Here is a 23,529-nt window from a genome sequence, read left to right on the forward strand (position 1 = left end):
CACACCCGGCTGAAGAAGCCGGCACGCACAGGAGAGAGAACCATGGCCAACGGAGTGAACCTCGGGATCGTCGGAGCCACCGGGCAGGTTGGCGCCGTGATGCGCAGGCTGCTTGAGGAGCGGGAGTTCCCGATTGCCAGCATCCGGTTCTTTGCGTCCGCGCGATCGGCCGGGAGCACGATAACGTTCCGTGGCGAAGACATCACGGTCGAGGATGCCGCAACCGCGGATCCGACCGGGCTCGATATCGCCCTCTTCTCGGCGGGAGCGACAGGCAGCCGCGCCCAGGCCCCGAGGTTCGCGGCCGCTGGCGCTACGGTGATCGACAACTCCAGTGCCTGGCGGATGGACCCGGATGTTCCGCTCGTGGTCTCCGAGGTGAACCCGCACGCCATCGATGAAGCGACCAAGGGAATCATCGCCAACCCGAACTGCACAACGATGGCAGCGATGCCCGTGCTCAAGGTGCTGCACGATGAGGCGGGACTCGAGCGTCTCATCGTGAGCACCTACCAGGCCGTCTCCGGTTCAGGCCTCGCCGGGGCACGCGAGCTCGCCACCCAGGTACGCACCGCGGTACAGGACGAAAACCTGCTCCAGCTCGTGCACGATGGCTCAGCGGTCACGATGCCCGCTCCGACGATCTATCAGCGCCCGATCGCATTCGACGTCGTCCCGCTCGCCGGCTCGATCGTCGATGACGGCAGCAACGAGACCGACGAGGAGAAGAAGCTCCGCAACGAGAGCCGCAAGATCCTCGAGCTGCCCGACCTGCTGGTCTCGGGCACCTGCGTTCGTGTGCCCGTCTTCACCGGCCACTCGCTGTCGATCAACGCCGAGTTCGCGCGCGAGATCACCCCGGAACGTGCGACCGAATTGTTGACGGATGCCGCGGGCGTCGAGCTCGCAGACATCCCGACGCCCCTCGAAGCAGCGGGCAAGGACCCCTCGTTCGTCGGCAGGATCCGCGCCGACCTCAGCGCACCGAAGAACAAGGGCATCGCCCTGTTCATCTCGAACGACAACCTCCGCAAAGGCGCCGCGCTCAACGCTGTGCAGATCGCCGAACTCGTCGCAGCAAAACTCGGGGATGCTGCCCGGGCCTGACCAACGCTGGTCGGCAGCCCAGACCAATGGCGGGGGCGCACCAGGGGTTCCGCATGTTCGTGTCGGGGAGCACCGCGGGAGCTTGCTAGTCTCAGAGCCATGTCACTGCCCCTGACGAAGGCTTCGCCGTCGAGCCGATGGCACCTCGAGCGTTCCGTTTTCCTGTGGCAACTCCTCCTCGCCGGCGCAGTCCTCCTGCTCGTCGGCATTGCTCTGACAATCCCCAGCACCGTTTCGAATCCCGAATTGTTCTTTCTCGGGGTCGCGTTTGTCTTCGTCACGACAGCGGGGGCGGGGGTGGTTCCGTGGGGCAGACTGGGCAAGAAGTGGACCGTCCTCGTGCCCCTGCTCGACATCGTTGCCATCGTCGTGCTGCGGGTGGCGGAACCCGCGCTCGGTGCAGGGCTTTTCCTGGTTTTCCCCGTGCTCTGGATGGCGACATACTTCGGCCTGGCCGGTGCGATCGCCGGACCGGCGATGTCCACGGTCCTGCTCATCGCCGGTCTTTTCGTCGTGCAGGACCCGTCGTCCGGCACGAGAGTGATCGGCGCTCTGATCATCCCTGTCGTGCTGATCTTCGTCTCAACGGCGACCTATATCGGCACGCGAAAGACCCAGGCGCAGCGGGTTCTTCTCCGGCAGCAGGCCGAACTCCTCGAGAGCGCGTTCGATCGGGCACGGCGCGACGAGCGGACCCTCGACCAGGTTATGAATACCGTGTCTTTCGGTGTTGTCGCAACCAACAGGTTCGGGCGTCACACCATAGTCAACCGGACCTACCGGCGCTGGCTCGATGATTTCGGGACGCCATCGTCGTCGTACTTCCCCGCCGTCGGCTATCGCGAGGACGGCGTCACACCACTCCCGGTCGGAGAGCGCCCCCTCGAACGGATGCTGCGTGGCGAGAGTTTTGAGAACCTGATCGTTTGGTACGGCGAGCCGGGGGAGAAGCGACTCGCGCTGGGGATGACCAGTCGCCCGTTCACCAACGCCGAGGGAAAACGCGAGGGCGCGGTGATGGTCTCCCGCGATCTCACCGCAGAGCTCGCCGCGATCCGCGCCCGAGACGACCTCGTTGCATCCGTCTCTCACGAATTGCGCACCCCGCTCACCTCGATCCTCGGCTATCTCGAGCTTGTGCTCGACGGTGATTCGCTGAAGGGGCAGGACAGGGAATACGTGGATGTCGCGCTCAACAACGCGGATCGGCTGCTGTCGATCGTGAGCGACCTTTTGCGCGCCTCACAGAACGAGAACGCCGGGTTCCTCCTGAACTTCGCGCCGACCGACCTGGCGGTTCTCGCCAAGCAGTCAATCCAATCGCTCAAGCCGATGGCGGACGAGCGGCGGATTTCGCTGCTGCTCACCTCCATCGGCTCACCGATCGTCTACGCCGACGAGTTCCGCGTCCGCCAGGTCATCGACAACCTGCTGTCGAACGCCGTCAAGTACAACCACCCGGGAGGCCGCGTGAGCGTGGCGGTCATCGGGGATGACGACGAGGTGGAGATCTTCGTGTCTGACACAGGCAGCGGGATGACGGCCGAGGAGCAGAAGAGTCTGTTCCAGCGGTTCTACCGCGCGGAGTCGGTGCGTAACTCGAGTATTCATGGAACCGGGCTCGGGCTGGCCATCAGCCAGGAAATCGTTGAGGCACACGACGGGAACATACGGATGTCTGCGTCGAGCCCTGCCGGAACCACGATGGTCATCACGCTTCCCCGCGTACCGTCGGAGGCCGAGTGATGCGCGCGTTCATGGGCGGTCCGGTCTCCCTCGACCTGCCGACGCTCCTGTTGGCGACTGGCCTCGTCGTCACACTGTGCGGCACGATCTTCATCCTCAGCACGGTGATGCAGCACAACGATGTTGCCAGCCGGTTATGGTCCGCGGCGTTCATTCTGGGCGTCACGACGATGACGTCCTACGCCGTCTGGGCGGTGGTCCCCGATGCGATGATTTCGGTCGGTATCGGAAACGGTGCCCTGGCCATGTCCATGGGGTTCGTCTGGTCGGGGAGCAGAGCTTTCAACGGCCGAAGGCCCCTGTACGTTGTGAGCATCGCCGGCGGCCTCGTCGTTGTCATCGCTGCCTGGGTCGACGCGGCCGCGGGCGGCTGGGCCGGCGGTCTGGTGTTCCTTCTCGGCGTCACGGTATTTGCCCTGCTCGCCGCTGTCGAGTCGTTCTCGGGCCGGATGCGACGGAGCCTCAACGCACGGATGCTCGCGGTGGTCATGTCGGTGGTTGGCGGTTTTTATGCCGTCCGCGCCGTCGTGTTTGCCTCGAGCGGGCCAGACAGTTTCGTGTTCCGCACGTATCTCGACTCTGATGTGACGACTTTCGTGACTATTCTCTTCGTCATCACGGCGTCGACCTCCATGGCTGTGCTCCGGACCGAAGGCACTCAAACGCGGCGAGCACACCCCGACGCCCCCCGCGAGTTGGGCAGCTTCGCGTCCCCTGACCAGTTTGCCAGCGTCGCTGATGACCGCCTCGAGCGTCTCGAGAGTCCGGGTGAAACCTGCGTGCTCGTGCGGATCGAGATCGACAACCTGGCGGAGATGAACACGGCGTTCGGGCACTCATTCACCGCCACAGCCGCACGTCTGGTCGGCTCGACGCTCCGGGCCGTCGCCCCGGCATCCGCTCTTCTCGGCCACACAACCCGTGCGGGCTTCGACGGTCTCCTGTTTGACGACCTCGACCGTTCCCTGGAGCGAGCACAGCAGATCCGTTCGTTGCTCGTCGATACTCCCATCGATGAATCCCAGGGCCTCAGAGCGAGCGTGACGATCGCGCTCGCTGTTCCGGAGCCAGGTGAGCGGTTCGCCAGTCTGGCCCGGCGAGTGTCGCTGCTCATCGACGAAGGGCGCGCGGCGGGCGGCAACGTGATCGTCGGTCACCCCGAGGAGTACTCCCGTGCATGATGCAGTAATCGTGGTCAGCGTTGCCGTTGTGCTGGCGATTGGTGCCGCGGCCATGCTCAACGTGGCTATGACCTCCAAGGTGAGGCTCATGCAGGCGTGGAGCATGATGTATGTCTTCGCCGCGTTGTGCGTTGTCGCCGCCGCGTTCGCCCCGTGGCTCAGCCCGGAGTCCGCGCTCAACATCGTGCCGAACGTGGCCGCGGTCGGTGCCGTCGGCGGACTCTGGAGCGGGTGCATGGCCTTCAACGCGCGTCGCCCCCGACTTCTCGTCGTCGGCGTGTTCTTCCTGGCGACCGGGGTCGTCACCGCCATTGAGGTCCCCGAGCTCGGCGAATGGGCCGGCGCCTCTGTGACGATGGCGGCCATCATCCTGCTGGCCATCGCCAGCGGCATCGAGAGCCTCAGGGGAGACCTGGCGAAGCGGGTGAACGGCCGTGTCATCACCATCGTGTGCTCGATCGGGGCTGCCTGGACCGCGGCGAGGCTCGCAACATTTGCGATCGCCGGCCCTGATCACCCCGTGTTCGTTGAGTACTTCAACGCGACGACGACGGCGCTCGTCTGCCTCGTCACCTACACGATCGTCGCGTTCACGACGGCCATGCTGGCGGCGGCGCGGATGGGGAATGCGGCTCTTCGAAGCGCAGTCACGACCTTCGCGATGGGGGTCCTGGACTGGCGAGCGTTCGTCCCCGGCGCTCGTGACCGCGTCGCCCGCGTGAAAAACTACGGCGAGAACTCAGCGGTGCTCGTGGTGGAGATCAACGGCCTCGAGGAGATCAACATCACCTATGGCGCCGCGTTCGGGGATGACGTCATCAGGGCACTCGCCGATTTCCTCCGAGAGCAGCTCTATCCAACGACGCTCATCGGGTACCGGGGGGCCGGACGCTTTGCGCTCGTCGGAATCTCTCCCAAGCCACAGGACGGCGAGCGACGTGCACTCGAACTGCTCGACGCTCTCGTCGGTGTGACCGTGGCGGGCAAGAAGGGATTTCGGCTTGGCGTCAGCATCGGCACGAGCGACTCCTTCTCCGAGGAGCACAATTTCGATGCGCTGCTCGAGGCTGCGACCGCTGCCTGCGCTCGAGCGCGTGCTGCCGCGGGCTCGCGGGTCGCGACCTCCGCCGCGAGCAGCGCCTCGTCGTAGCCAGCTGAGGGGGAGGCTGCTCACAAGGAAACCCGAGTGAGGATCAACCGACGTTTGCGACCCCCTCCATGATCAGGCCGGCCCCTCCGAGTATGAGGCCAGCGGCGAGAACAGCCGCCCCGATGAAGAGAAGCACGACAAACCGGTTCGGCTTCTTCGGATCATCGCCGATCGCGGAGAGGAAGAATCCGGCGGGCATCAGGATGGCCGCGGAAAGCACGAGGGTCGGGGCCCACACCACAGGTCCGCTTGCGCCGCTTCCGTCGACGAGGAGGAGCGTGACGAGCCCGAGGATCACGAGAACGCCGGCGTGAGCGTGGCCGGCCCGGTAAAAGCTCTTCTGCAGGTCGTTCGCGCGTTGTCGTCCTCCCACCACCCTGAGGAGGAACACGCCTCCGGATTCGATGGCAACCACGGTGAGGAGGACGATTCCGGCGTTAATGAGGTTTGCTGCGTGCACGGTAGACTCCAAGAGGGATAGTAGGGGTATCCATTTTTGGATACTGAAGCAATCCAACACAAGGGGGAACGTGAAAATTTCTGCTCTCGTTGAGCGAACCGGTGTGCCACGCGCGACAGTGAAGTTCTACCTCCGCGAGGGACTCCTGCCCGCCGGAATCTCCACCGGTGCTACGCAGGCTCAGTACACCGAGGACCATGTGCGGCGCCTGCGGGTGATCAAGGCACTGACCTCGGTTGCGGGTCTTCCCCTGTCCAAAGTGAAAATAGTTCTGGACCTCATCGACAACCCGGGCGACGACCTCTTTTCGTCCCTCGGTCGCGCGGTTGGCAGCCTGCCTCCCTACCGCGATCAGACGGGTCCCGATTATCCCCGGGCACGGGCCGTGCTTGAGCGCCTCGGCCAGGTCTACGACCCGGAGTACGCCGCGACGGCGCAGCTTGAGTACGCGCTCGAGGCTGCGGAAGAGGCCGGGGTAGGGCTGAGCGATGAGCGGCTCGACCTGTACGCCCGGCAGGTCAGGGGTATTGCCGAGTTCGACATGGCGGGTATGGGCGGGAGCGACCTGAGTCCGATCGAGTACGCGGTGCTCGGCACGGCGCTCCACGAACCGGTGATTATTGCCATGCGGCGGCTCGCCCACCAGGACATCGCTGCGAAGCGGTTCGGTCAGGCGCCGGAAGAATCGGGGTAAAGCGCATTCGTCGCATCCGTTCGCGTGTGCCGCGCGTGGCCAGTGGGCCCGCGCTGCCGCCTAAACTAGAAGCATGACTTCCTCCGCCTCGGTCGATGTCGCCCTCATCGGTGGCGGCATCATGAGCGCTACTCTCGCTTCCCTCATTCAGCAGATCCAGCCGGACTGGAAGGTCGTGATTTTCGAGCGACTCGGCGAGGTCGCCCAGGAGAGCTCGAACCCGTGGAACAACGCCGGTACCGGCCACGCCGCGCTGTGCGAGCTCAACTACATGCCGGAGTCGAAAGACGGCTCGATCGACCCGTCCAAGGCGATCAGCATCAACGAGCAGTTCCAGCTGAGCCGGCAGTTCTGGTCTTCGCTCGTCAGGAAGGGCGTGCTCCGGGAGCCGAAGACCTTCATCAACTCCACCCCGCACATGACCTTCGTGCGCGGTGAGAAGGACGTGAACTTCCTCCGCCGCCGCTACGAGGTACTCAAGAAGCAGCCGCTTTTCGAGGACATCGAGTACTCCGAAGACTCGCGGGTCATCCACCAGTGGGCACCCCTGCTCATGAAGAAGCGGCTCAAGGGTGAGCCGTTCGCGGCAACGCGCACGGTGTCAGGGACCGACGTCGACTTCGGAGCGCTCACGTCCCAGCTCTTCGAGTCGGTGACGGATGCCGGGGCGAGACTTCGGCTCAATACCGAGGTGCGCTCTCTGAAGAAGCAGAAGGACGGAACGTGGCTGATCCGTCACCGCGAACTCGTCGGCCGAACCCCCGGACAAACGAGCGCCCGCTTCGTCTTCGTCGGTGCCGGTGGCTGGGCGCTCAAGCTTCTGCAGAAGTCGGGGATCCCGGAAATCAAGGGCTACGGCGTCTTCCCGATCTCGGGCCAGTTCCTGCGCACGGACAACCCTGCGATCGTCGCTGAGCACAAGGCAAAGGTCTACAGCCAGGCCGCCGTCGGCGCGCCGCCGATGTCCGTGCCCCACCTCGACACGCGGGTTGTCGACGGAGACGCCAGCCTCCTCTTCGGCCCATACGCGGGATTCAGCCCGAAGTTCCTCAAGAACGGGTCCATCCTCGACATCGTCACGCAGGTTCGCCCGTCGAACCTCATCCCGATGCTCGCCGTCGCCAAAGACAACCCCAGCCTCATCAGCTACCTCGTCGGCGAGCTCGTCGCGAGCAAGTCGAAGAAGTTCCAGGCGCTGCGTACCTTCATGCCGACCGCGAACCCGAAGGACTGGTACCTCATCACGGCGGGCCAGCGGGCCCAGGTGATGAAAAAGGACGCGAAAAAGGGTGGCGTCCTCCAGTTCGGCACCGAGGTCATCGCCTCGAAAGACGGCACCATCGCCGGACTCCTCGGTGCGTCCCCCGGTGCGTCGACAGCGGTCCCGATCATGCTCGATGTGCTCAAGACCTGCTTCCCCGATGACTTCGAACGGTGGGAGCCGCAGCTCAGGTCGATGATCCCGAGCTACGGTGTCACTCTCAACGACAAGCCTGAGCGCGCGGAAGAAGTCCTCGCCGCAACGGCAGCGGTTCTCGAGCTGACCCGCTAGCCGCAGCCGGGGATCGCTTCGATGTCCTCGAGCGCGCCGGCGTAGCGCGCGTTCGCGGCGACGATGGCCTGCCTGGTCACGTCGATCGACGCACCCGCGTCATATGCGCCGAGTGCGCTGTCCATATCGTTGCGGGCGGCCGCAATCTCGGTGACGGCATCCGTTATCGCCTGCCGTGAACCCTGGCAGTCCTCGAGGGTCTGCGCCGCGGCGGCCAACTGCACGGTGAGCGCCTCGATCTCTTGTTCGAGGGCGTCCTCCCTGCTGCTGGCAGTGAAGACGGATGCCGTCACGACGCTCGCCACGATGGCCGTCGCGAGGCCAGTGACAAGGAGTGTGCCAAGGGAGAACCGCCGTGTGGTTCGGCTGCCCTCTGCGCCGCCGCGCTCCGTCGGCGCTGGCGTTGGCGTTGTCTGGCCGAGCGCATTGCGCGCGTGCGTATCTGGAGCCACCATTCGAGTTCCCCCTCTGACACCTGACAATACCGCGCAACACCGGCGACCTCACGTACCCCGGATGTTTCGGTCAGGTGAAGTTCCGACCGGAGAATGTGACAAATCCTCACTGCGCGCTATGTTGGTAGCGGGCGTGAGTTCTCATCGCCATCAGGCATTCAGAGGAGGATTGTGAACGGGTTGACTGCGCTCACGGCACTGCAGCGAATACGCGACGCTCTGTTCAGCCTCACCGTCCGCTCCGGGTTCCACAGCTTTGGGCGCCGGAGCCGTATTCTCCTGCCGTTCCGGGTGGCGCACGGTGAGAAGATCGCGATCGGTGATGGCTGCCTGATCGGCTCCAACTCGTGGTTCATGATCCCCGTCGAGGACTCGCCGTCCCCGACGATCGTCATCGGCGACAGGGTCCGCATGAACCAGACGCAGATCTCTGCCGTGTCGAGCGTCGTCATCGAGGATGGTGTGGCGATCGCGCGCGGGGTGTATATCTCCGACCACAGCCACGGCTTCGAGCTGCCCGACGTCTTCATCCGTGACCAGCCGCTCGACCGGGTCGCCCCCGTCCGCATCAAGCGGGGCGCCTGGATCGGTCAGAACGCGATAATCATGCCTGGCGTCACCATCGGAGAAGGGGCCGTCGTCGGTGCCCTCAGCGTTGTGCGCACCGACGTTCCAGCGCGAACCGTTGTCGCAGGCATCCCCGCCCGCATCATCCGCTCCCTGCCGGGGGCCGTCGCAGCGACGGAGTACAGCTCGTGAGCACAGCGCCGCACGATGTCGTCTTCACCTTCAGCTACGAGACCTGGACGGATGCCGTCAGTCGCGGCATGATGCGTCCCCCCGACCGGCTGCTGTCGCGGTTGCTCGAGAGCCCGGCGGTCGACAGGCTTCTCGTAGCCAACCCGTACCGATGGTTGCCATCGCACGCGGTGAGGGCGCTGTCGCGATCCCAGTCTCCGTTTCCTGCGACGCCGAAGCGCATGCTGCAGTCTCCCGTGCGCCTGCGGCGCGCCGATGGGATCTCGATCCCCAGCCTCGAGCGCGACTACCGCGCCTACGACCGGGTGCTGCGGCGTGCTTCCGCCCAACTCGGCCAGTCGGCGCCCGTGACCATTTCAGCGAACCCCATCATCGCCGGCTTTGCGCCGCTCGAGTGGGCGTCCGGCGTCACCTTCTACGCCAGGGATGACTGGCTGAGCTCGCCGGCACGCCAGGAGTACTGGCCCGCGTACCGGGAGGCCTACCGCCGGATCGCCGAGCGCGGTCTGGGAGTGGCGGCCGTGTCTGAAGAGGTGCTCGAACGGATCAACCCCCGAGGTCCTGGCGTCGTCGTCCCCAACGCGGTCGAGCCGGCTGAGTGGGAGGGGCATGTTCCCCCGGAGCCGGAGTGGCTGTCCGGGATCCCCGGGCCGCGTGCACTGTACGTCGGAACGCTCGACACGCGCCTCGATGTCGAGGGTCTGGCCGCGCTGGCTCGCCGCCGCCCTGACCTGTCGATCATCCTCCTCGGGCCGTTGCCCGATCCCGGGTATCTGGCCGCGATCGATGGCATCCGTTCGATTACCGTGCGTCCGAAGGTGGGCAGAACCGAGCTCGTTGCCACCATGCGCAACGTTGACGTGTGCCTGCTCGCTCACCGCGTGACGAGGCTCACTGAAGCGATGAGCCCGCTCAAGGTGTACGAGTATTTGGCGGCAGGCAGTCCGGTGCTGGCCGTTGACTTGCCGCCGGTGCGTCACATCGACGAGCGTGTGCTGCTCACCAGCTCGGTCGCCGATTTCGCCGATCGGCTCGATGAGGCGCTGGCGCTCGGGGCCGCGTCAGCGACAGAGCGACAGCGGTTCCTCAGCGAGAACTCGTGGCAGTCGAGGCACGAAACCATCCTCACGACGGCGTGGGCGGCGGCGGGGTTGACGTACCCGGCGATCCAGTTCGGCAGGTCGGGGTCTGCTTCCGCAGCGCCAAGGGGACAGCGGTGACGGTCGAGGTCGTTCACTGGAACCCGCGCCGTCCGGTCTTCCGCGGGCGTTTGGGCAGGCTTGTGCCCGTGAAGCGGGCCGTGGGTAACTTTGGTGACCTGCTCGGCCCGATGGTCGTGGAACGGATGCGGGAACGCCTCGGTCTCGATATCCATGCCGGGCTTCCCGACCGCCGGTTGCTGACGGTGGGTTCGATCCTGCACTACGCGAGGAATTCCGACGTCGTGTGGGGGAGTGGGATCAACGGCAAGGTCGACCCGTCGTGGGCGACCCTCCACTCCCTCGACATCCGGGCGGTCCGTGGGCCGCGCACTCGCGCCCGGCTGCTCGAGCACGGGTTCGCCGTGCCGGAGGTGTACGGCGACCCTGCGCTGCTTCTGCCGACTCTCTTTCCCGAGTTGTCCGACTGGGCAAGCGAACCCCGGCGGTACGGCGTCACCGTCATTCCCAACCTTCATGACCTCCGCGATCTGGCGGGGCGGCCGAACGTCGTGTCGCCCCGGGCGCCCGCCTGGCGCGTGCTGGAGCGGATAGCCCGCAGCGAACTTGTTGTCGGTTCGAGCCTGCACGGCATCATCGTCGCTGAATCGCTCGGTATTCCGGCGCGGCTCGTGGCCCCGGCGAAGGAGAACCTCTTCAAGTACCGGGATTACTTCGAGGCGACGGGCCGCACTGAGCTGCCCCTGGCTCCGACGGTGGACGTCGCGATCGAAGCCGGCGGCGCCCCGGGGGCGACCTGGGACCCGCTGCCGTTGATGAACTCGTTTCCCGCCGAATTGTGGCCTCGCGTGCTCTGACGCTGCCTGATGTGCGACCCCAGATGTCGGGTTCGTAAACACGAAAGAACGTTGGGTTACACCTCCCCGAAAAAACCTGACGAAACCTCACTTTTGCGCTAGCGTGAGAAACAGTTCTCGATGCGGCCCTGAACCGCGTCATCTTTGCCCACGATGATTGGTTCTCACTCATGCGCAGTACGTTTGCGACGACTCGGAAAAGTGCGCTGCTCGCGCCGGAACGGTCGATCGACGCTGTCGCAGAAGAGGTGCGCCCCGCCGACCGGACACCGGGGGAAGTCCGGCTGGATGGGGGGCCGGCTGAGGACACGGCCCCGCGCGTTCTGCCACAGCCGCTCAAGCTTCGCTGGCCGACCCGGTATCTCCTCGCGACCACTCTCACCGACGCCGGTGCCGTCCTCACGGCACTCCTGCTCGCCCAACTCGTGAGGTTCGGCCCTGACAGTCTCCGGATCTCCGAGGGCGGGATCGAGTACGGCGTGATCGCCGTCGTTGTCGCCCTGGTGTGGCTCATCGCCCTGTCGGCGACCCGCTCACGCGCCCCGCGCCTCATCGGTGTCGGGCTCGCTGAATACCAGCGCGTCGCCAACGCCACTCTCATCACGCTCGCCCTTCTTGCCACTGTCGCGTTCCTGTTCCAGATCGACCTGGCCCGTGGCTACCTGGCGGTCGCCCTGCCCGCTGGCCTCGTCCTCCTCCTCGCCGGGCGAAAGTTCTGGCGGGTGCGGCTGACGAAGCTGAGGCGCAGAGGCCGCTGCCTGACCGGTGCTCTCGTTGTGGGGTCGACGAGGGACGTACGCGAGGTGATCGACCAGCTCCGCGCTACCCTCACGGCTGGGTATCGACCAATCGGCGTTGTGATCACCGACAGGACGGCATCCGTTTTCGAGGGATTGCCCGTCATCCCGCTCGATGCTCTTGCGGAAACGTCCCGCTCGTCGCGCACCAAGGCGGTGATGGTCGCCGGGAACCTGCCGGGCGGCAGCGACCAGTTGCGACGGATCGGGTGGTCGCTCGAGAACTCGAGCACCGAACTGATCCTCGTCTCAAGCCTCACCGACGTCGCCGGCCCGCGCATCCACATGCGCCGCGTCGAGGGACTGCCGATGGTGCACGTGCAGCTGCCCAGGTACACCGGTTTCAACCACTGGATGAAGCGCCTGATCGACGTCGTCGTTGCGGGTATCGCCACGGTGCTTCTGCTGCCGGTGTTCGCCGCAATCGCGCTCGCCGTGTACCTCGAGGACGGCGCTCCTGTGCTCTTTCGCCAGCGTCGCGTCGGTGTGGGCGGGTCGTCGTTCACGATGCTGAAGTTCCGGTCGATGGTGCCGGATGCCGACGCGAGGCGTGCCGAGATCTCGCACCTCGACGAGGGCAACGGTGTGCTCTTCAAGGTGCGAAGCGACCCGCGCGTCACCCGGGTCGGGTCGTTCATCCGACGATTTTCACTCGACGAGCTGCCCCAACTGGTCAACGTGCTGCGCGGGGAGATGAGCCTCATCGGGCCTCGCCCCCCGTTGCCGGCCGAGGTGGACCGGTATGAAGACGCCGCCGCGCGTCGCCTGCTCATCAAGCCAGGGATCACTGGGCTGTGGCAGGTCTCCGGGCGCTCGAACCTGAGCTGGGAGGAGAGCGTGAAGCTCGACCTCTATTACGTGGAGAACTGGTCAGTGACCGGGGATTTGATGATCCTGCTCCGCACCGTCCGTGCCGTTTTGAGGAGGGAGGGCGCGTACTAGCAATGTCCGTTTTCAGTTGTGCTCATTCGGGAGGTCGCAATGTCTCAATATCTGTTCGTCTGTTCGGGCGGAGGGCACCTTAAACAGCTCCACACCCTTGCCCGCCGTATCGGTATCCCACCGGAGGACCAGTTCTGGTTCACCTTTGATAACGGGCTCAGCCGTACGCTCACCGACGGCACCGACCGGGTCTTCGCCAGGTTCGCTGCCCCGCGTGACGGATTCAACATCCTGAGGAACGCTGTGCTCGCCGCGAAGGTCATGGCGCAGAGGGACTTCGCCGCGGTGATCAGCACCGGCTCGTCGCCCGCGGTCTCAACGTTCCCCGTTGCCCTTGCCCGCGGTATCCCGTGCCACTACATCGAGAGCGCGGCGCGAGCGGAGGGGCCATCGCTCAGTGGACGGATTGTGGCCAGGATGCCAGGGGTCAAGACGTATTCGCAGTACCCCGTCTGGGCGAGCGACAGTGAATGGGCGTACCGCGGCAGCATCTTCGACGAGTTTGCGCCTGGCCCCAACCGTCCGGAGCGGCCCATCCGGAGGGCGGTGGTGTCGCTCGGCACCCAGGAGTCATACGGGTTCGACCGGTTGTTCCAGAAGCTGGTGCCGCTGCTCGACGGCTGTGAGGTGCTGTGGCAGGTCGGCGCAGCGGATGTCTCGGCGTACGGAATCGACGGGCGAGCGAGCGTGCTGCACTCGGAGCTCGCTCGAGCGGTTGCCGAGGCCGATGTGGTCGTTGCCCACGCCGGAACCGGGGCGGCGCTGACCGCCATCGAGGCGGGCAAGGTCCCGGTGCTTGTGCCGCGGCTGGCGCGCTTCGGGGAGCACGTGGACGACCACCAGATTCAGATCGCGGCCGAACTCTCGCGGCGTGGCCTCGCTATCGATTGCCCGCCCGAGCGACTTGACTTCGCGACGCTGGTCGCGGCATCCGTGCGCACGGCGCAGCGGGTGGAACCGCCGAGCTTCGACCTCGATGGACTGGTGCCGGCGGCGATGGCAGTTCTGTAGGACCAATCCTGCCGGTCGGGCGTCGTGTGCGTTCCGGCCGGAGGGGCAGGCGGCCCGGACCATCCCGAAGGCCGGGCCGCCGTCCACCCCCCTCGTCCATCCTCCTTCGTCCCCCGCGCCGCGGGAGGCGGTGCCGCCTTGCCGCGCGCCGTGCTGCGGCCCGCCGACGCGATTCTGGCGCTCGGGTGACACGTGATGTGGGTGTCGCGACGGCGCACCCGCACAAACTGTCACTCCACCCAGCTCGCCGTCCGTCTGGCGGCCCTGCCGTTGCCGGTGTCGGCACTTGGGTGACACGTGATGTGGGTGTTGCGACCGCGCACCCACACGAACTGTCACTCCAACCGGCCCGTGCTTCCGGTGGCGGCACTTGGGCGACACTTGATGTGGGTGTCGCGGCCGCGCACCCACACAAACTGTCACTCCAACCGGGTTGCCCGTCCACAGCGGTGTCGGCGCTCGGGTGACACTTGATGTGGGTGTCGCGACTGCGCACCCACAGCATCCGTCACACCAACGGTCAGGAGCGGGACAAGCCCGAAGAGGCCGCCGCGTCCGCGGCTGTTTCTCGCCTGTGGATAACCCTCACGCGGCTGTCGCGAGTGCGCGACCATCGACGCATGACGAGAAGGCAACCACTTCCGGCGGTCGCGCGCACCGGCCCTGTCAGCGTGAAGGCGGCCCGGGAGCTTGGGGTCTCGCCAGGCAGGTTGAGGGCTTCGGACCTCGAGTCTCCCTTTCGGGGAGTGCGGGTGCCAGCGCCCATGGTCGCCGAGCCACTGGCGCGGGCGAAAGCACTAGCCACTGTCCTCGAGAACGGCCAGTTCTTCAGCCATCAGACGGCCGCTCTCATTTGGGGGATGCCATTGCCCTGGGCTCTCGGCGCAGCTCCGGTGGTTCACGTCTCCGCGTTCAAACCGAATCGACCGACACGGCGCGCGGGCACCGTCGGGCACCACCTCAAACCAGGAACCGCAACGACGAGAGAGTGGCTCGGCCTGCCGGTGGCCTCGCCGGCGACGACCTGGACGCAACTGGCGAGCGCATTAACCACTTACGAACTTGTGGCGGTCGGCGATTTCATCCTCCGCGGTGTGGATCCGCTCGAGAAGTACGGGTACCGACCCGTGTACACCCCGCTCGCCACCCGGGCGGAGCTCGAGACGGCCACCAGTTGGTGCCGTCGCCGCGGGGCCGCGAAGCTTCGGGAGGCACTGGATCGCATCAGAGAAGGGGTCGAGTCACCGAAGGAGACGGTACTGCGCCTCACGCTCGTGGATGCCGGCCTCCCGGAGCCGGAGATCAACGCGAACATCTATACGGCCGGCGGGACGTTCCTTGGACGGGCGGACCTCGCCTATCCCGAGTACAAGGTCATCGTCGAGTTCGACGGTGAGCAGCATAGGGAGAGTCGGTACCAGTTCGATCGGGATATCGACCGCATCGACCGGTTCGTGGAGCACGGATGGCGCTTCATTCGCGTTCGGGATTCGTTGCTCGGCTCGAATCCGACAGAGGTCGTGCGCCGCGTGAGAGTCGCGCTCATCGCGCGCGGCTGGTCGCCGGATGCCTGAACCCGCCTGAGACTATCGGGCCGGCACGGATGCGTGTGGCGCGCGCTCCTGCTGTCACGCGGGCGCCGCGACGTTCGGGTGACAGTTGTGGTGGGTGCTGGGGCGGCCCACCCGCGGGAAGTGTCACTTGGGTGGGCGGCCCGATGGCTGGTGGGGACGTGGTGTCGACATCCGGGTGACGGTTGTTGTGGGTGCCGGGGCGGCGCACCCACTGAAAGTGTCACTCCGGCGGGCGGGCGGGCGGCTCGAGGCGGCGGGGAGGTGGTGTCGACGTTCGAGTGACAGTTGTGGTGGGTGTTGGGGCGGCCCACCCGCGGGAAGTGTCACTTGAGCGGGCGGCCCGGGGTGGTGGGGTCACTTGGGCGGGCGGGCGGCTCGGGACGGAGGGGAGGCGGTGTCGACGTTCGAGTGACAGTTGTGGTGGATGCTGGACCCGCGCACCCGCGGGAAGTGTCACTTGAGCGGGCGGCCAGGGGCGGAAGTGTCACTCGAGCGGGCGGCTCGGGGACGTGGTCCCGACGTTCGAGTGACGGTTGTGGTGGGTGCTGGGGCGGCGCACCCACAGGAAGTGTCACTCGAGCAAACCCGGAACGCCGCGCTGCGAAGACTCCCGGCTACCCCGCCGCCCCCGCCACCTCAGCGGGGAGCGGTCGCCCGTCGATGTCGGCCCTCGCCGGCACGTGGGGGCCGGCCGGACTGATCGCCGCACTGCCCGCATCCCGAAGATGAAGGTCGCCGGCTTCCTCATCCACATAGAGCACATCCCCTGTGCGGTTGCCCCCGGCGCCCACGGCATCCGGTTCTGAACACGACTTCTCATTCCACTTCTCGACAATCGAGTTCGTCATCGGGCTCGAACAGTCGGCGAGGTAGGCCACAATATTGCGATCGAAAACAAGCCCAGGCAGCGGGTCGAGCCGCAGCGATCCGCCCGAGAACGAGTTGTTTCGCACGACCAGGTTCTTCGTCTTGGCGTAGCGCAGGTCGGCAGCAGACCCGCCCTGGCAGTCATCGGTCTTCACGATGCACCCCTGCACAAAGTTCGACTCGATCAGGATGTTCTTCATCCCGGTGCCCTTGCCCGACGACAGGATGATGCCGGCGTTGTAGCAATTGCTGAGCTTGTTGGCCCGAAGCGTCACATTCGCGCTGTCGAAAATCTGCACGCAATCCGCGTGCAGCCCGTTGTCCTTGTTCTGGTCGAAGTCGCGCACCTCGTTGTTCTCGATCAGAACATCGGATGCTCCCCCCACCTGGATTCCATCAACGCTCGATCCACCCTCGAAGAGGCTGTCGCTGACGGTGACATGCTGCGACCGGACGAACAACCCGGTTCCAGAGAGGTGCACGTTCTCGAGCCGGGTGTCGACGGCCGGCTTGTTCACGAACATCACACCGGTGACGGTGATGCCGCGCCAGGTCACCGACGGGATCCCCACCTCGAGCCTGTCGAATGTGGGCGTCGCGCCCGCGGCAGGAGCGACGACCACAGCGGAACCGAGCGACGCGAGGTTGTCGATGCCCGTGAGGTTCTTGCTGCCGTAATTGCCGTCGGCCAGGGTGATGACGCTGCCGGCGCCGGCCTTGCCAAGCGCTGTCTCAAGGGAGCACGGTGACCCGGTCGAGCACGCCGATCCCGATCCCTTCGGCGCGGCGGCCAAAGCATTCGAGCTGTCGAGCCTTCCGGTCGATGCCAGGCGCGATCCCGTCGCGCCCGGCGGGTCGAGAACGGTGCTCGACGCGTCGACCGCGCCGCCGTCGACGCCGGTGCCTGAAGACGTGGCGAGCTCACCCGAACTGGTGATCACGTCCCACGCCACGGCGGCAAGCTTCTGCTGCCCGAGCGTCGATGGGTGGAAGAAGTCGATCGACGAGACGTCGTCGCCGGTGAATTCGAGTTCGAACGCAGCGTCGCCATCCCAGATGCAATGCGGATGCGTGGCGCACGCGTCGGCGAGTACGCCGTTGAATTTCTCGATGAGGGCGGAGATCGACGCTCGGCGGTCGACATCGGCCGGTTCGCTGCTTGTCGCGTTGAATAACAGCGAGCGGCACTGCGCGATTTTCTTCCAGGTGGCGACCGCCGTCGGGTCGTCCTTCTTGGCATCGATGAGACGGACGAGGTTCGGCAGCGAAGACACATACACGCGTGCGTCGGGGAGCCCGGCGGCGAGGGTGTCGAATGCCGCCGTGACGTTCTCAGCGAACGCGGCCTCCGGTGTCATGTCGTCGTAGGACGGGGCGCAGACATCGTTCGCGCCGATGAGTACGGTGACCAGGTCCGGGCCCAGCTCCACGGCTCTGGCCGCCTGGTCCGGCAGGCTTTCGACGCCGGCGCCGTCACCGGCGAGAATCTCGGTGGTGGGAACGGCACCGCTGGTCTCCGCCACCCTGGAGGCGAGTGACTGCACCATCGGGTCGGTTCCCGTCGCCCACGACGCTTCCGGGCAGTGGCCGCCGCCGTCGCAGGCGTTCACGCCGAGGCTCATGGAATCGCCGAGCGACGCGATCGCCGAAATCTCGAACGGTGCGGATGCCGTGGACGGTGGCGGAGTCGGCGCTGGTGCCGGTGCCGAACATCCCGCGAGCACGAGAGCCGCTGCGATGCCGGCCATCAGCATCCGAACGGCTGGAATCCTTGATGGGTGTCTCACGCTGACGTCCCCCGATCCTTCGCCGATGTGGCCGGCGTTGTAGCCTGCGCTGCCACCGGCGAAACCTGTGGTGTCCCCGCGGGTCGGCGCTCATCGTCGTCGCGGCCTGTGTCGTCAACGCTATCCGCGGACTCCGCCGGGGGCTGTGGTTTGCGGGTTTTCTTCACGAACTCGATGATCTGCGCCAGGTCGCGCCGATAGGCGGGGATGACCATGGCGAGACCGAGCGGAACCAGTCCAGCCACACCGCCAACCAGCACCTGGAGGATCGCCGGAAGCGCGAGCAGCGTCGTCGCCCACGCCGCTCCGAAGGCGAACGGCACGAGCAGGGCGGGCCGAAGCACGGGCAGGACGACATCGCGCCCGGTGACGAAGGTGCCGCGGATCGCCCAGGCGAACCCGGGAACGAGAACCGCGAGCGACACGAGGCCGTACGCGAGGGCGAGCCCGTCGACCCCGTTCCACCACAGCCCGACGAAGAACGAGGCGATGATGATCGGCCGCGAGACGATGTAGTAGACCAGTTGCCGGTGCGCACGACCGAGCGAGATATAGATCCAGCCCTGCACGTTGCCGATGGCCTGCGCAACGCCGGCGATGGTGAGCAGCGCGAAAATCGACGCCGTGGCATCCCACTGCGGACCGAGAAGCAGCAGGACCAGCGGATGCGCCAGCGCGGCGGCGATCGCGAACGCGGGCAGCGTGAGGTAGGCGATCACCATCAGCGAGGCGCGGACGTATCGCCGGTAGCGCGGCCCGTCATCCTGCAGGCGGCTCAGCACGGGCAGCGCGACACGGCCGAGCGGTCCGTTGAGCTGCTGGAGCGGGAGCATGAAGAGTGCATATGCCCGCGAATACTGGCCGAGTACGTCCGAGCCGAGTTGGCGGCCGATCACGACGTTGTCGACGTTGCGCGCCAGGTAGTTGAGCAGTTGCACGCCGAAGATCGAGCCACCCGTGGTGAGGAGGGGAAGTACCTCGCGGTCGACGTGCGGTCGTCCCCAGTGGGGGCGGGCCGCGACCCACAGCGCAATCAGTCGATACACGCTCGCCGCTCCGGTGAAAACGACGAGCGACCAGACACCCCAGCCAGCGAGGGCAGCGGCGATGGAGAGTGCGACGCCAAGCGCCATGGAGATTACGTCGATGCGCGCGAGCACGCCGAACTTGAGGTCGCGCTGAACCTTCGCCTGCAGCGGCATCGCGAGGCCGTTGATCAGGAGGGTCGGTGCGACGGCGATGCTCAGCAGCACGAGTCGTTGCTCGTCGTAGATCGACGCGATCAGGGGAGCCGCGAGGGCGATGAGCGCGGTGCCGATCACGCCGACTCCGGCGCTGAGCCAGAGCACGCTCGACCAGGTCCTGTCGTTGAGCTTCTTCGCCTGGATGATGGCGCCGGTCATGCCGAAGTCCCGGACGAGGTCGGCGATGCCGACGATGGCCATGATCATGGCGATGAGTCCGAAGTCGGACGGATCGAGGAGTCGAGCGAGGACAACCGTGGACACGGTCTGCAGAATGGTCTTCGACCAGGTTCCGCCCATCGTTACGAGGACGCCGCGGCTGGCCTGGTGGCCGAGCCGGTCATTCGCTGACGCGGATGTTGCCGAGGACGCCGGCGCCTCAACGCGCGGTGCCGACGCCGGAGCCGTTGGTGTGCGGGGCGGCCTCATGCGCGGCTCGTTTCGTCTCGGTTCCAGCCGGGCAGCCGACCGCGTCGTTCCGACAGCGCCGCGAGAACGAGAGGGACGCCGTACCCGACGCAATAGACGAGGAACGACGGCCACAGGGGCGGGCGAACGGCGACCCGAGCCAGGAGGTGGCGGTAGCCCGACGCGGCGGCGGGTTTCGGGAGGTGGATCGGGGGGTCCGGCGGGAATGGGTGGCCGGGTGCCGGGTTTTTCCTCCCGAAACGTCGTCCGGGCGCCGGGGTGGACGCCAGTGCCGCGCCGGTCAGTGCCTGGGCGGTGGTCGGTACAGCGCCGGTCTGTGCCGCGTCGGAGGCGCCCGCTGTGGCGCCGGGCACCGGGTCGGCGGCGGGTTTCGGGAGGTGGATCGGGGGGTCCGGTGGGTATGGGTGGCCGGGTGCCGGGTTTTTCCTCCCGAAACGTCCTCCGGGCGCCAGGGTGGACGCCGGTGTAGCGCCGGTCTGTGCCTGGGCGGCGGTCGGTGCAGCGCCGGTCTGTGCCGCGTCGGAGGCGCCCGCTGCGGCGCCCGTCTGTGTCGGAACGGAGGCGCCCGCTGCTGCGCCCGGCACTCCCGCGATCCGCGCCACCTCGGCGCGTCGGCGCAACTGTCGGTTTCCCGCGGCGATGCGTGTTGCCCTGCGGATGTGAGCCCGCAGCGTTGCGGGCGCGCGAACGACGAACGTCTCATCGAGGGTCAGCCGCTCCGACGGTGAGAACAGTTGCTGGACGAACCTGTCGTCGGCGATGACATCGGGGAAAGCGCCGAAGCGCGCCCGTCCCTCGGCTGACAGGGCGTAGATGCCGGATCCGACGTGACCGGCCAGGCGGTAATCGCTGAGTTCCCAGATTCGGTAGTGGGCGCGGGCAGCCCAGCTCGCCGCCGACGTGTCGACCGAGAGCGTCGGTGCCGCGACGAGGGGACCGCCCGGCGCGCTGAGGGCGGCGGCGAGGGCGTGCAGCGTCGCGGCGGAGACGACGACGTCCGCGTCGACATAGGCACGCGGATAGTGGTCGCCGGCAATCGCGTCACCGGCGTTCAACGCAACAGTCTTCGAGGGCTCAGCGGTCTCGACCACGCGCACACCATCACCGCCTGCCGCCCGCGCCACAGCGACGGTGTCGTCGGTGCACGCGTTGGCGGAGACAATGACGCGAAGGTCGGCATCCGCCCGGAGTTCGCGGAGCAGACGGGGGAGGACCGCCGCTTCATTGTGTGCCGGGATGATGACGCTCATCCCGGCACCGGACGCCCGCGGCGCGCTCACGCGAGCTCCCGCCGCCGTCGCGGCCGTAGCCCGTCGAGAGGGCGTGACCGGGCCGGCACCTGCCCCGATGCCGACCCGGCCACAGTGTTTCGCGTCGGTGCTTCCGTGAGCACCCACGCGCCGACCCCAAGCAGCATGAACAGCAGCATGAAGGTCTGGAAGAATCCGAACGCGTCGTAGAAGAACATCGCCGTGCCGTAGCCGGCAATCGAGATGGCCAGCGCGAGAGCGAGCGCCGCGTACTGCGGCGAGTGCGCTGGGCTGAACGCGTATGCGACAAGCCGTGACGCCGGAATGAGGAGCAGGGCGAGCACGCCGATCACACCGAGCGCGCCCACCTCCATGAGCGTTCCGAGCCACTGGTTGTCGAGGATGAACGAGTTCGCCGTGTCGCCGATGACGATCCGCGAGCCCAGTCCCGATCCGAAGAACGGCTGTTGCGAGACGATCTCGAGCGCGGGGTCGAGGTCGGCGAGGCGGCCGGCCCCCGTGAACCCCGGCGATGTTTTTTGAGAGGCGATGAGGGCCTCCGGGTCGAGGAACCCGCCAAACATGGCCTCGAATGGTTTCGGGATGATGGCGGCCGCGACCACGACGGCGGGCAGGGCGAAGCTCGCGAGCACAATCCCGAGGATCGGCCTCGTGATCAGGATGATCAGGAACATGACGGCGAGCGTGACAACGGCGGTGCGCGAGACGGCTGCGGCGATTCCGAACAGCTGGAGCGCAACGATACCGCCGAAGAAGATCTTGCGGTTGTAGATGTTGTGTGGCCAGGCCGCGTACTTCGCCAGGTAGAGCGCGAGCGGGATGAGCATGCACAGCATGACGCTCAGCGCGATCGGATGCTGCGCTGACGCATACGCGCGAGCCCCGCCAGCGCGTAATGCCTCTCCTCCGTCACGCAGCAGCTCGAGCGGCAGGACGCTCGAGAGCTTCATGAATACGTTCTCCCTCGTGACCTTCTCGACGAGAGCGAAGAAGCCCACGATTCCCGAGAAGATGACGAGGGCGGTGAGCAGTGTGTTCACGGTCCGGGCAGAGCGCAGCAGCTGGCGGGTCAGGTAGAGCAGCGCGACGACGATCGCGTAGTTGCCGAGGGCGCCGATCGCTCCGGATGCCAGGCCCTCTTCGGTGAGAATCGTCGCGTTGACGGCGACAGACACGATCATGGTGATGAGCCAGATGAGGAGCGGAGCGCCGAAGGCGATCGGGCGCCAGGTAAAGCGCGGGTCGATGAGGAGGGCCACCCCGACAGCGACGATGAGCAGCACGATCACGGCGCGATAGGGCTCGAGGGCGAACGACAGCGGGATCGGGATCGCGTACCGCCGAACGGGAATGAACAGGACAACGGCAGCGAGGACGGTGAGCGCAATTCCTGAGCGGCTCGGCCGGAAGCTCAGTACGGCGTCCCTCACGCGCTCGCCGATCATCGCCATCTGGCCTGCATCGTTCGCGGGGGCCGGCAGTTGCGGCACGCCGCGCTCTGCCGGTGTCGGTGGGGCGCCTGGCCCAGGGAGGGTCGTCGTCATGACGGCCTAAACGTATGCGTGAGTGTCGTCGGACCGCTTGTGCTCGTCGTGATCCGGGTCTCCATCACCGACAGGCTGCCCGGCGCCGTCGGCGTCCGTTGGCGTCGATGTTCCCCTCGCCCCTGCGGTCACCGATGATCCCGTGTCGATCGACGACGAATCGCTGTCGTCATTCTTTCCTGCGGCGCTTACGGCCTGGGATCGGCGGGATGCTGCGCGTCGTTTTTCGCGGCTGATCCGGATGTTGTACAGCACGAAGATCAACGCGACCACGAGGATCAGGACGCCGAAAGCGGTGAGCACGACCGGGATCAGCGGATTGCTACCTTCGACCTCGGTCGCTTCGCTCTCGCGCAGTGTCTGCAGCTGAACCCGCTCGCCCTCCGGCACCGCGGTGGTGTCCTGCTCCGCCCGCACATACTCCTGGAAGACCGTGTTGGCCGCCCGCGAGATCTCCTCGGCACGGCCGGGGGAATTCGCGGAGCCGACGATGTCGAGAATCGGCAGCGTGAGGCGGCCGGGGAACTGTTCGTCTCCGGCTGGCTGGGTCGTGCGTCGAACCGCTGTGACCTGTTCTTCGTCGGAAAGCGGCCCGACGACATCCTCGACCATGGCACGGATCTCCGAGCCGGACACGATGTATGCGTAGACCACCGTGGTGGAGACGAGGTCGCGGGTGACATCCGGAGCGACTCCCTCCTGCACGGGGGCACCGGGAATCACTGACTGGTAGAGCGGCTGCTGCGGGCTGCCGACGAGAACCGTCGTCGACGCCCTGTAGGTCTGGACGGCGCGCGGCTGCAGCTGCCCGTCAACGTAGCTGTATCCGACGATCCCGCCCACAAAGCCGGCGACGATCAGCCCAACGAGGAGCAACCACTTGTAGCTCCAGAGGACTCGAAGGTAGAGAGGAACATCCATGCTTATCGACTTTCTGCTTGG

19 protein-coding genes are annotated in these 23,529 nt (G+C 66.4%); 12 read left to right on the plus strand and 7 right to left on the minus strand.

Annotated features, from left to right (window positions below):
- The first annotated feature begins 42 nt into the window (after positions 1 to 42).
- The 4 genes from AC1C2N_RS01875 (at position 43) to AC1C2N_RS01890 (ending at position 5,184) form a co-directional block, all read left to right on the plus strand.
- Positions 43 to 1,107, plus strand: a complete 1,065-nt coding sequence (locus tag AC1C2N_RS01875; RefSeq protein ID WP_483405330.1) for an aspartate-semialdehyde dehydrogenase — start codon at positions 43 to 45, stop codon at positions 1,105 to 1,107.
- Between the two features lie 99 nt (positions 1,108 to 1,206).
- Positions 1,207 to 2,853, plus strand: coding sequence for a sensor histidine kinase (locus tag AC1C2N_RS01880; RefSeq protein WP_483405331.1), 1,647 nt, complete (start codon positions 1,207 to 1,209; stop codon positions 2,851 to 2,853).
- Positions 2,850 to 4,034: a GGDEF domain-containing protein gene (locus tag AC1C2N_RS01885; RefSeq protein WP_483405332.1), complete on the plus strand. Its 1,185-nt coding sequence runs from the start codon at positions 2,850 to 2,852 to the stop codon at positions 4,032 to 4,034. The genes AC1C2N_RS01880 and AC1C2N_RS01885 overlap by 4 nt, the downstream gene beginning before the upstream one ends.
- Entirely contained in the window at positions 4,027 to 5,184 is a 1,158-nt protein-coding gene (locus tag AC1C2N_RS01890) for a GGDEF domain-containing protein (protein WP_483405333.1), read from the plus strand. Before AC1C2N_RS01885 ends, AC1C2N_RS01890 begins: the two co-directional genes overlap by 8 nt.
- Before the next feature lie 43 nt (positions 5,185 to 5,227).
- On the opposite strand, the gene AC1C2N_RS01895 is transcribed toward AC1C2N_RS01890, so the two are convergent.
- Entirely contained in the window at positions 5,228 to 5,644 is a 417-nt protein-coding gene (locus AC1C2N_RS01895; RefSeq protein WP_483405334.1) for a hypothetical protein, read from the minus strand.
- 70 nt (positions 5,645 to 5,714) lie between these two features.
- Between AC1C2N_RS01895 and AC1C2N_RS01900 the strand changes: the two genes are divergently transcribed.
- Both AC1C2N_RS01900 and AC1C2N_RS01905 read left to right on the plus strand, forming a co-directional pair.
- Complete coding sequence (locus AC1C2N_RS01900; RefSeq protein WP_483405335.1) at positions 5,715 to 6,338, plus strand: MerR family transcriptional regulator; 624 nt, start codon at positions 5,715 to 5,717, stop codon at positions 6,336 to 6,338.
- A gap of 73 nt (positions 6,339 to 6,411) precedes the next feature.
- A complete protein-coding gene (locus AC1C2N_RS01905; RefSeq protein ID WP_483405336.1) occupies positions 6,412 to 7,890 on the plus strand; it encodes a malate:quinone oxidoreductase in 1,479 nt (492 codons plus the stop codon).
- Here AC1C2N_RS01905 and AC1C2N_RS01910 read toward each other — a convergent pair.
- Positions 7,887 to 8,345, minus strand: coding sequence for a hypothetical protein (locus tag AC1C2N_RS01910; RefSeq protein ID WP_483405337.1), 459 nt, complete (start codon positions 8,343 to 8,345; stop codon positions 7,887 to 7,889). The two genes, AC1C2N_RS01905 and AC1C2N_RS01910, sit on opposite strands and share 4 nt — an antisense overlap.
- A gap of 171 nt (positions 8,346 to 8,516) precedes the next feature.
- On the opposite strand from AC1C2N_RS01910, the gene AC1C2N_RS01915 reads away from it, so the two are divergent.
- From AC1C2N_RS01915 to AC1C2N_RS01940, 6 genes are all read left to right on the plus strand, one after another.
- A complete protein-coding gene (locus tag AC1C2N_RS01915; RefSeq protein ID WP_495432637.1) occupies positions 8,517 to 9,104 on the plus strand; it encodes an acyltransferase in 588 nt (195 codons plus the stop codon).
- On the plus strand, positions 9,101 to 10,324 hold the full coding sequence (locus AC1C2N_RS01920; RefSeq protein WP_495432638.1) for a glycosyltransferase family protein: 1,224 nt from the start codon (positions 9,101 to 9,103) through the stop codon (positions 10,322 to 10,324). Before AC1C2N_RS01915 ends, AC1C2N_RS01920 begins: the two co-directional genes overlap by 4 nt.
- A gap of 68 nt (positions 10,325 to 10,392) precedes the next feature.
- On the plus strand, positions 10,393 to 11,121 hold the full coding sequence (locus tag AC1C2N_RS01925; protein ID WP_495432639.1) for a polysaccharide pyruvyl transferase family protein: 729 nt from the start codon (positions 10,393 to 10,395) through the stop codon (positions 11,119 to 11,121).
- 170 nt (positions 11,122 to 11,291) lie between these two features.
- Entirely contained in the window at positions 11,292 to 12,860 is a 1,569-nt protein-coding gene (locus tag AC1C2N_RS01930) for a sugar transferase (RefSeq protein ID WP_495432640.1), read from the plus strand.
- A gap of 39 nt (positions 12,861 to 12,899) precedes the next feature.
- Positions 12,900 to 13,871 (plus strand): glycosyltransferase, encoded by a 972-nt coding sequence (locus AC1C2N_RS01935; RefSeq protein ID WP_483405342.1) that lies wholly within the window; start codon positions 12,900 to 12,902, stop codon positions 13,869 to 13,871.
- A gap of 752 nt (positions 13,872 to 14,623) precedes the next feature.
- A complete protein-coding gene (locus AC1C2N_RS01940) occupies positions 14,624 to 15,445 on the plus strand; it encodes an endonuclease domain-containing protein (protein WP_495432641.1) in 822 nt (273 codons plus the stop codon).
- 614 nt (positions 15,446 to 16,059) lie between these two features.
- Here the strand turns inward: AC1C2N_RS01940 and AC1C2N_RS01945 are convergent.
- Genes AC1C2N_RS01945 through AC1C2N_RS01965 form a run of 5 tightly spaced genes read right to left on the minus strand, consistent with a single transcriptional unit; the run spans position 16,060 to position 23,508 of the window.
- Positions 16,060 to 18,060 (minus strand): GDSL-type esterase/lipase family protein, encoded by a 2,001-nt coding sequence (locus tag AC1C2N_RS01945; RefSeq protein WP_495432642.1) that lies wholly within the window; start codon positions 18,058 to 18,060, stop codon positions 16,060 to 16,062.
- A gap of 35 nt (positions 18,061 to 18,095) precedes the next feature.
- Positions 18,096 to 19,772 (minus strand): lipopolysaccharide biosynthesis protein, encoded by a 1,677-nt coding sequence (locus AC1C2N_RS01950; RefSeq protein ID WP_495432643.1) that lies wholly within the window; start codon positions 19,770 to 19,772, stop codon positions 18,096 to 18,098.
- Positions 19,769 to 21,052, minus strand: a complete 1,284-nt coding sequence (locus AC1C2N_RS01955; RefSeq protein WP_495432644.1) for a glycosyltransferase family 2 protein — start codon at positions 21,050 to 21,052, stop codon at positions 19,769 to 19,771. The genes AC1C2N_RS01950 and AC1C2N_RS01955 overlap by 4 nt, the downstream gene beginning before the upstream one ends.
- Positions 21,049 to 22,587: an O-antigen ligase family protein gene (locus AC1C2N_RS01960; protein ID WP_495432645.1), complete on the minus strand. Its 1,539-nt coding sequence runs from the start codon at positions 22,585 to 22,587 to the stop codon at positions 21,049 to 21,051. Before AC1C2N_RS01960 ends, AC1C2N_RS01955 begins: the two co-directional genes overlap by 4 nt.
- Before the next feature lie 6 nt (positions 22,588 to 22,593).
- Positions 22,594 to 23,508, minus strand: coding sequence for a YveK family protein (locus AC1C2N_RS01965; protein WP_495432647.1), 915 nt, complete (start codon positions 23,506 to 23,508; stop codon positions 22,594 to 22,596).
- Positions 23,509 to 23,529 lie beyond the last annotated feature (21 nt).

The sequence above is a fragment of the Mycetocola sp. Y791 genome (genome assembly GCF_059445325.1).

Coding starts and splice junctions, on each gene's coding strand:
- AC1C2N_RS01875 (WP_483405330.1), top strand. CDS start 43: ATGGCCAACGGAGTGAACCTCGGGATCGTCGGAGCCACCGGGCAGGTT.
- AC1C2N_RS01880 (WP_483405331.1), top strand. CDS start 1,207: ATGTCACTGCCCCTGACGAAGGCTTCGCCGTCGAGCCGATGGCACCTC.
- AC1C2N_RS01905 (WP_483405336.1), top strand. CDS start 6,412: ATGACTTCCTCCGCCTCGGTCGATGTCGCCCTCATCGGTGGCGGCATC.
- AC1C2N_RS01910 (WP_483405337.1), bottom strand. CDS start 8,345: ATGGTGGCTCCAGATACGCACGCGCGCAATGCGCTCGGCCAGACAACG.
- AC1C2N_RS01930 (WP_495432640.1), top strand. CDS start 11,292: ATGCGCAGTACGTTTGCGACGACTCGGAAAAGTGCGCTGCTCGCGCCG.
- AC1C2N_RS01935 (WP_483405342.1), top strand. CDS start 12,900: ATGTCTCAATATCTGTTCGTCTGTTCGGGCGGAGGGCACCTTAAACAG.
- AC1C2N_RS01945 (WP_495432642.1), bottom strand. CDS start 18,060: ATGGCCGGCATCGCAGCGGCTCTCGTGCTCGCGGGATGTTCGGCACCG.
- AC1C2N_RS01950 (WP_495432643.1), bottom strand. CDS start 19,772: ATGAGGCCGCCCCGCACACCAACGGCTCCGGCGTCGGCACCGCGCGTT.
- AC1C2N_RS01960 (WP_495432645.1), bottom strand. CDS start 22,587: ATGACGACGACCCTCCCTGGGCCAGGCGCCCCACCGACACCGGCAGAG.
- AC1C2N_RS01965 (WP_495432647.1), bottom strand. CDS start 23,508: ATGGATGTTCCTCTCTACCTTCGAGTCCTCTGGAGCTACAAGTGGTTG.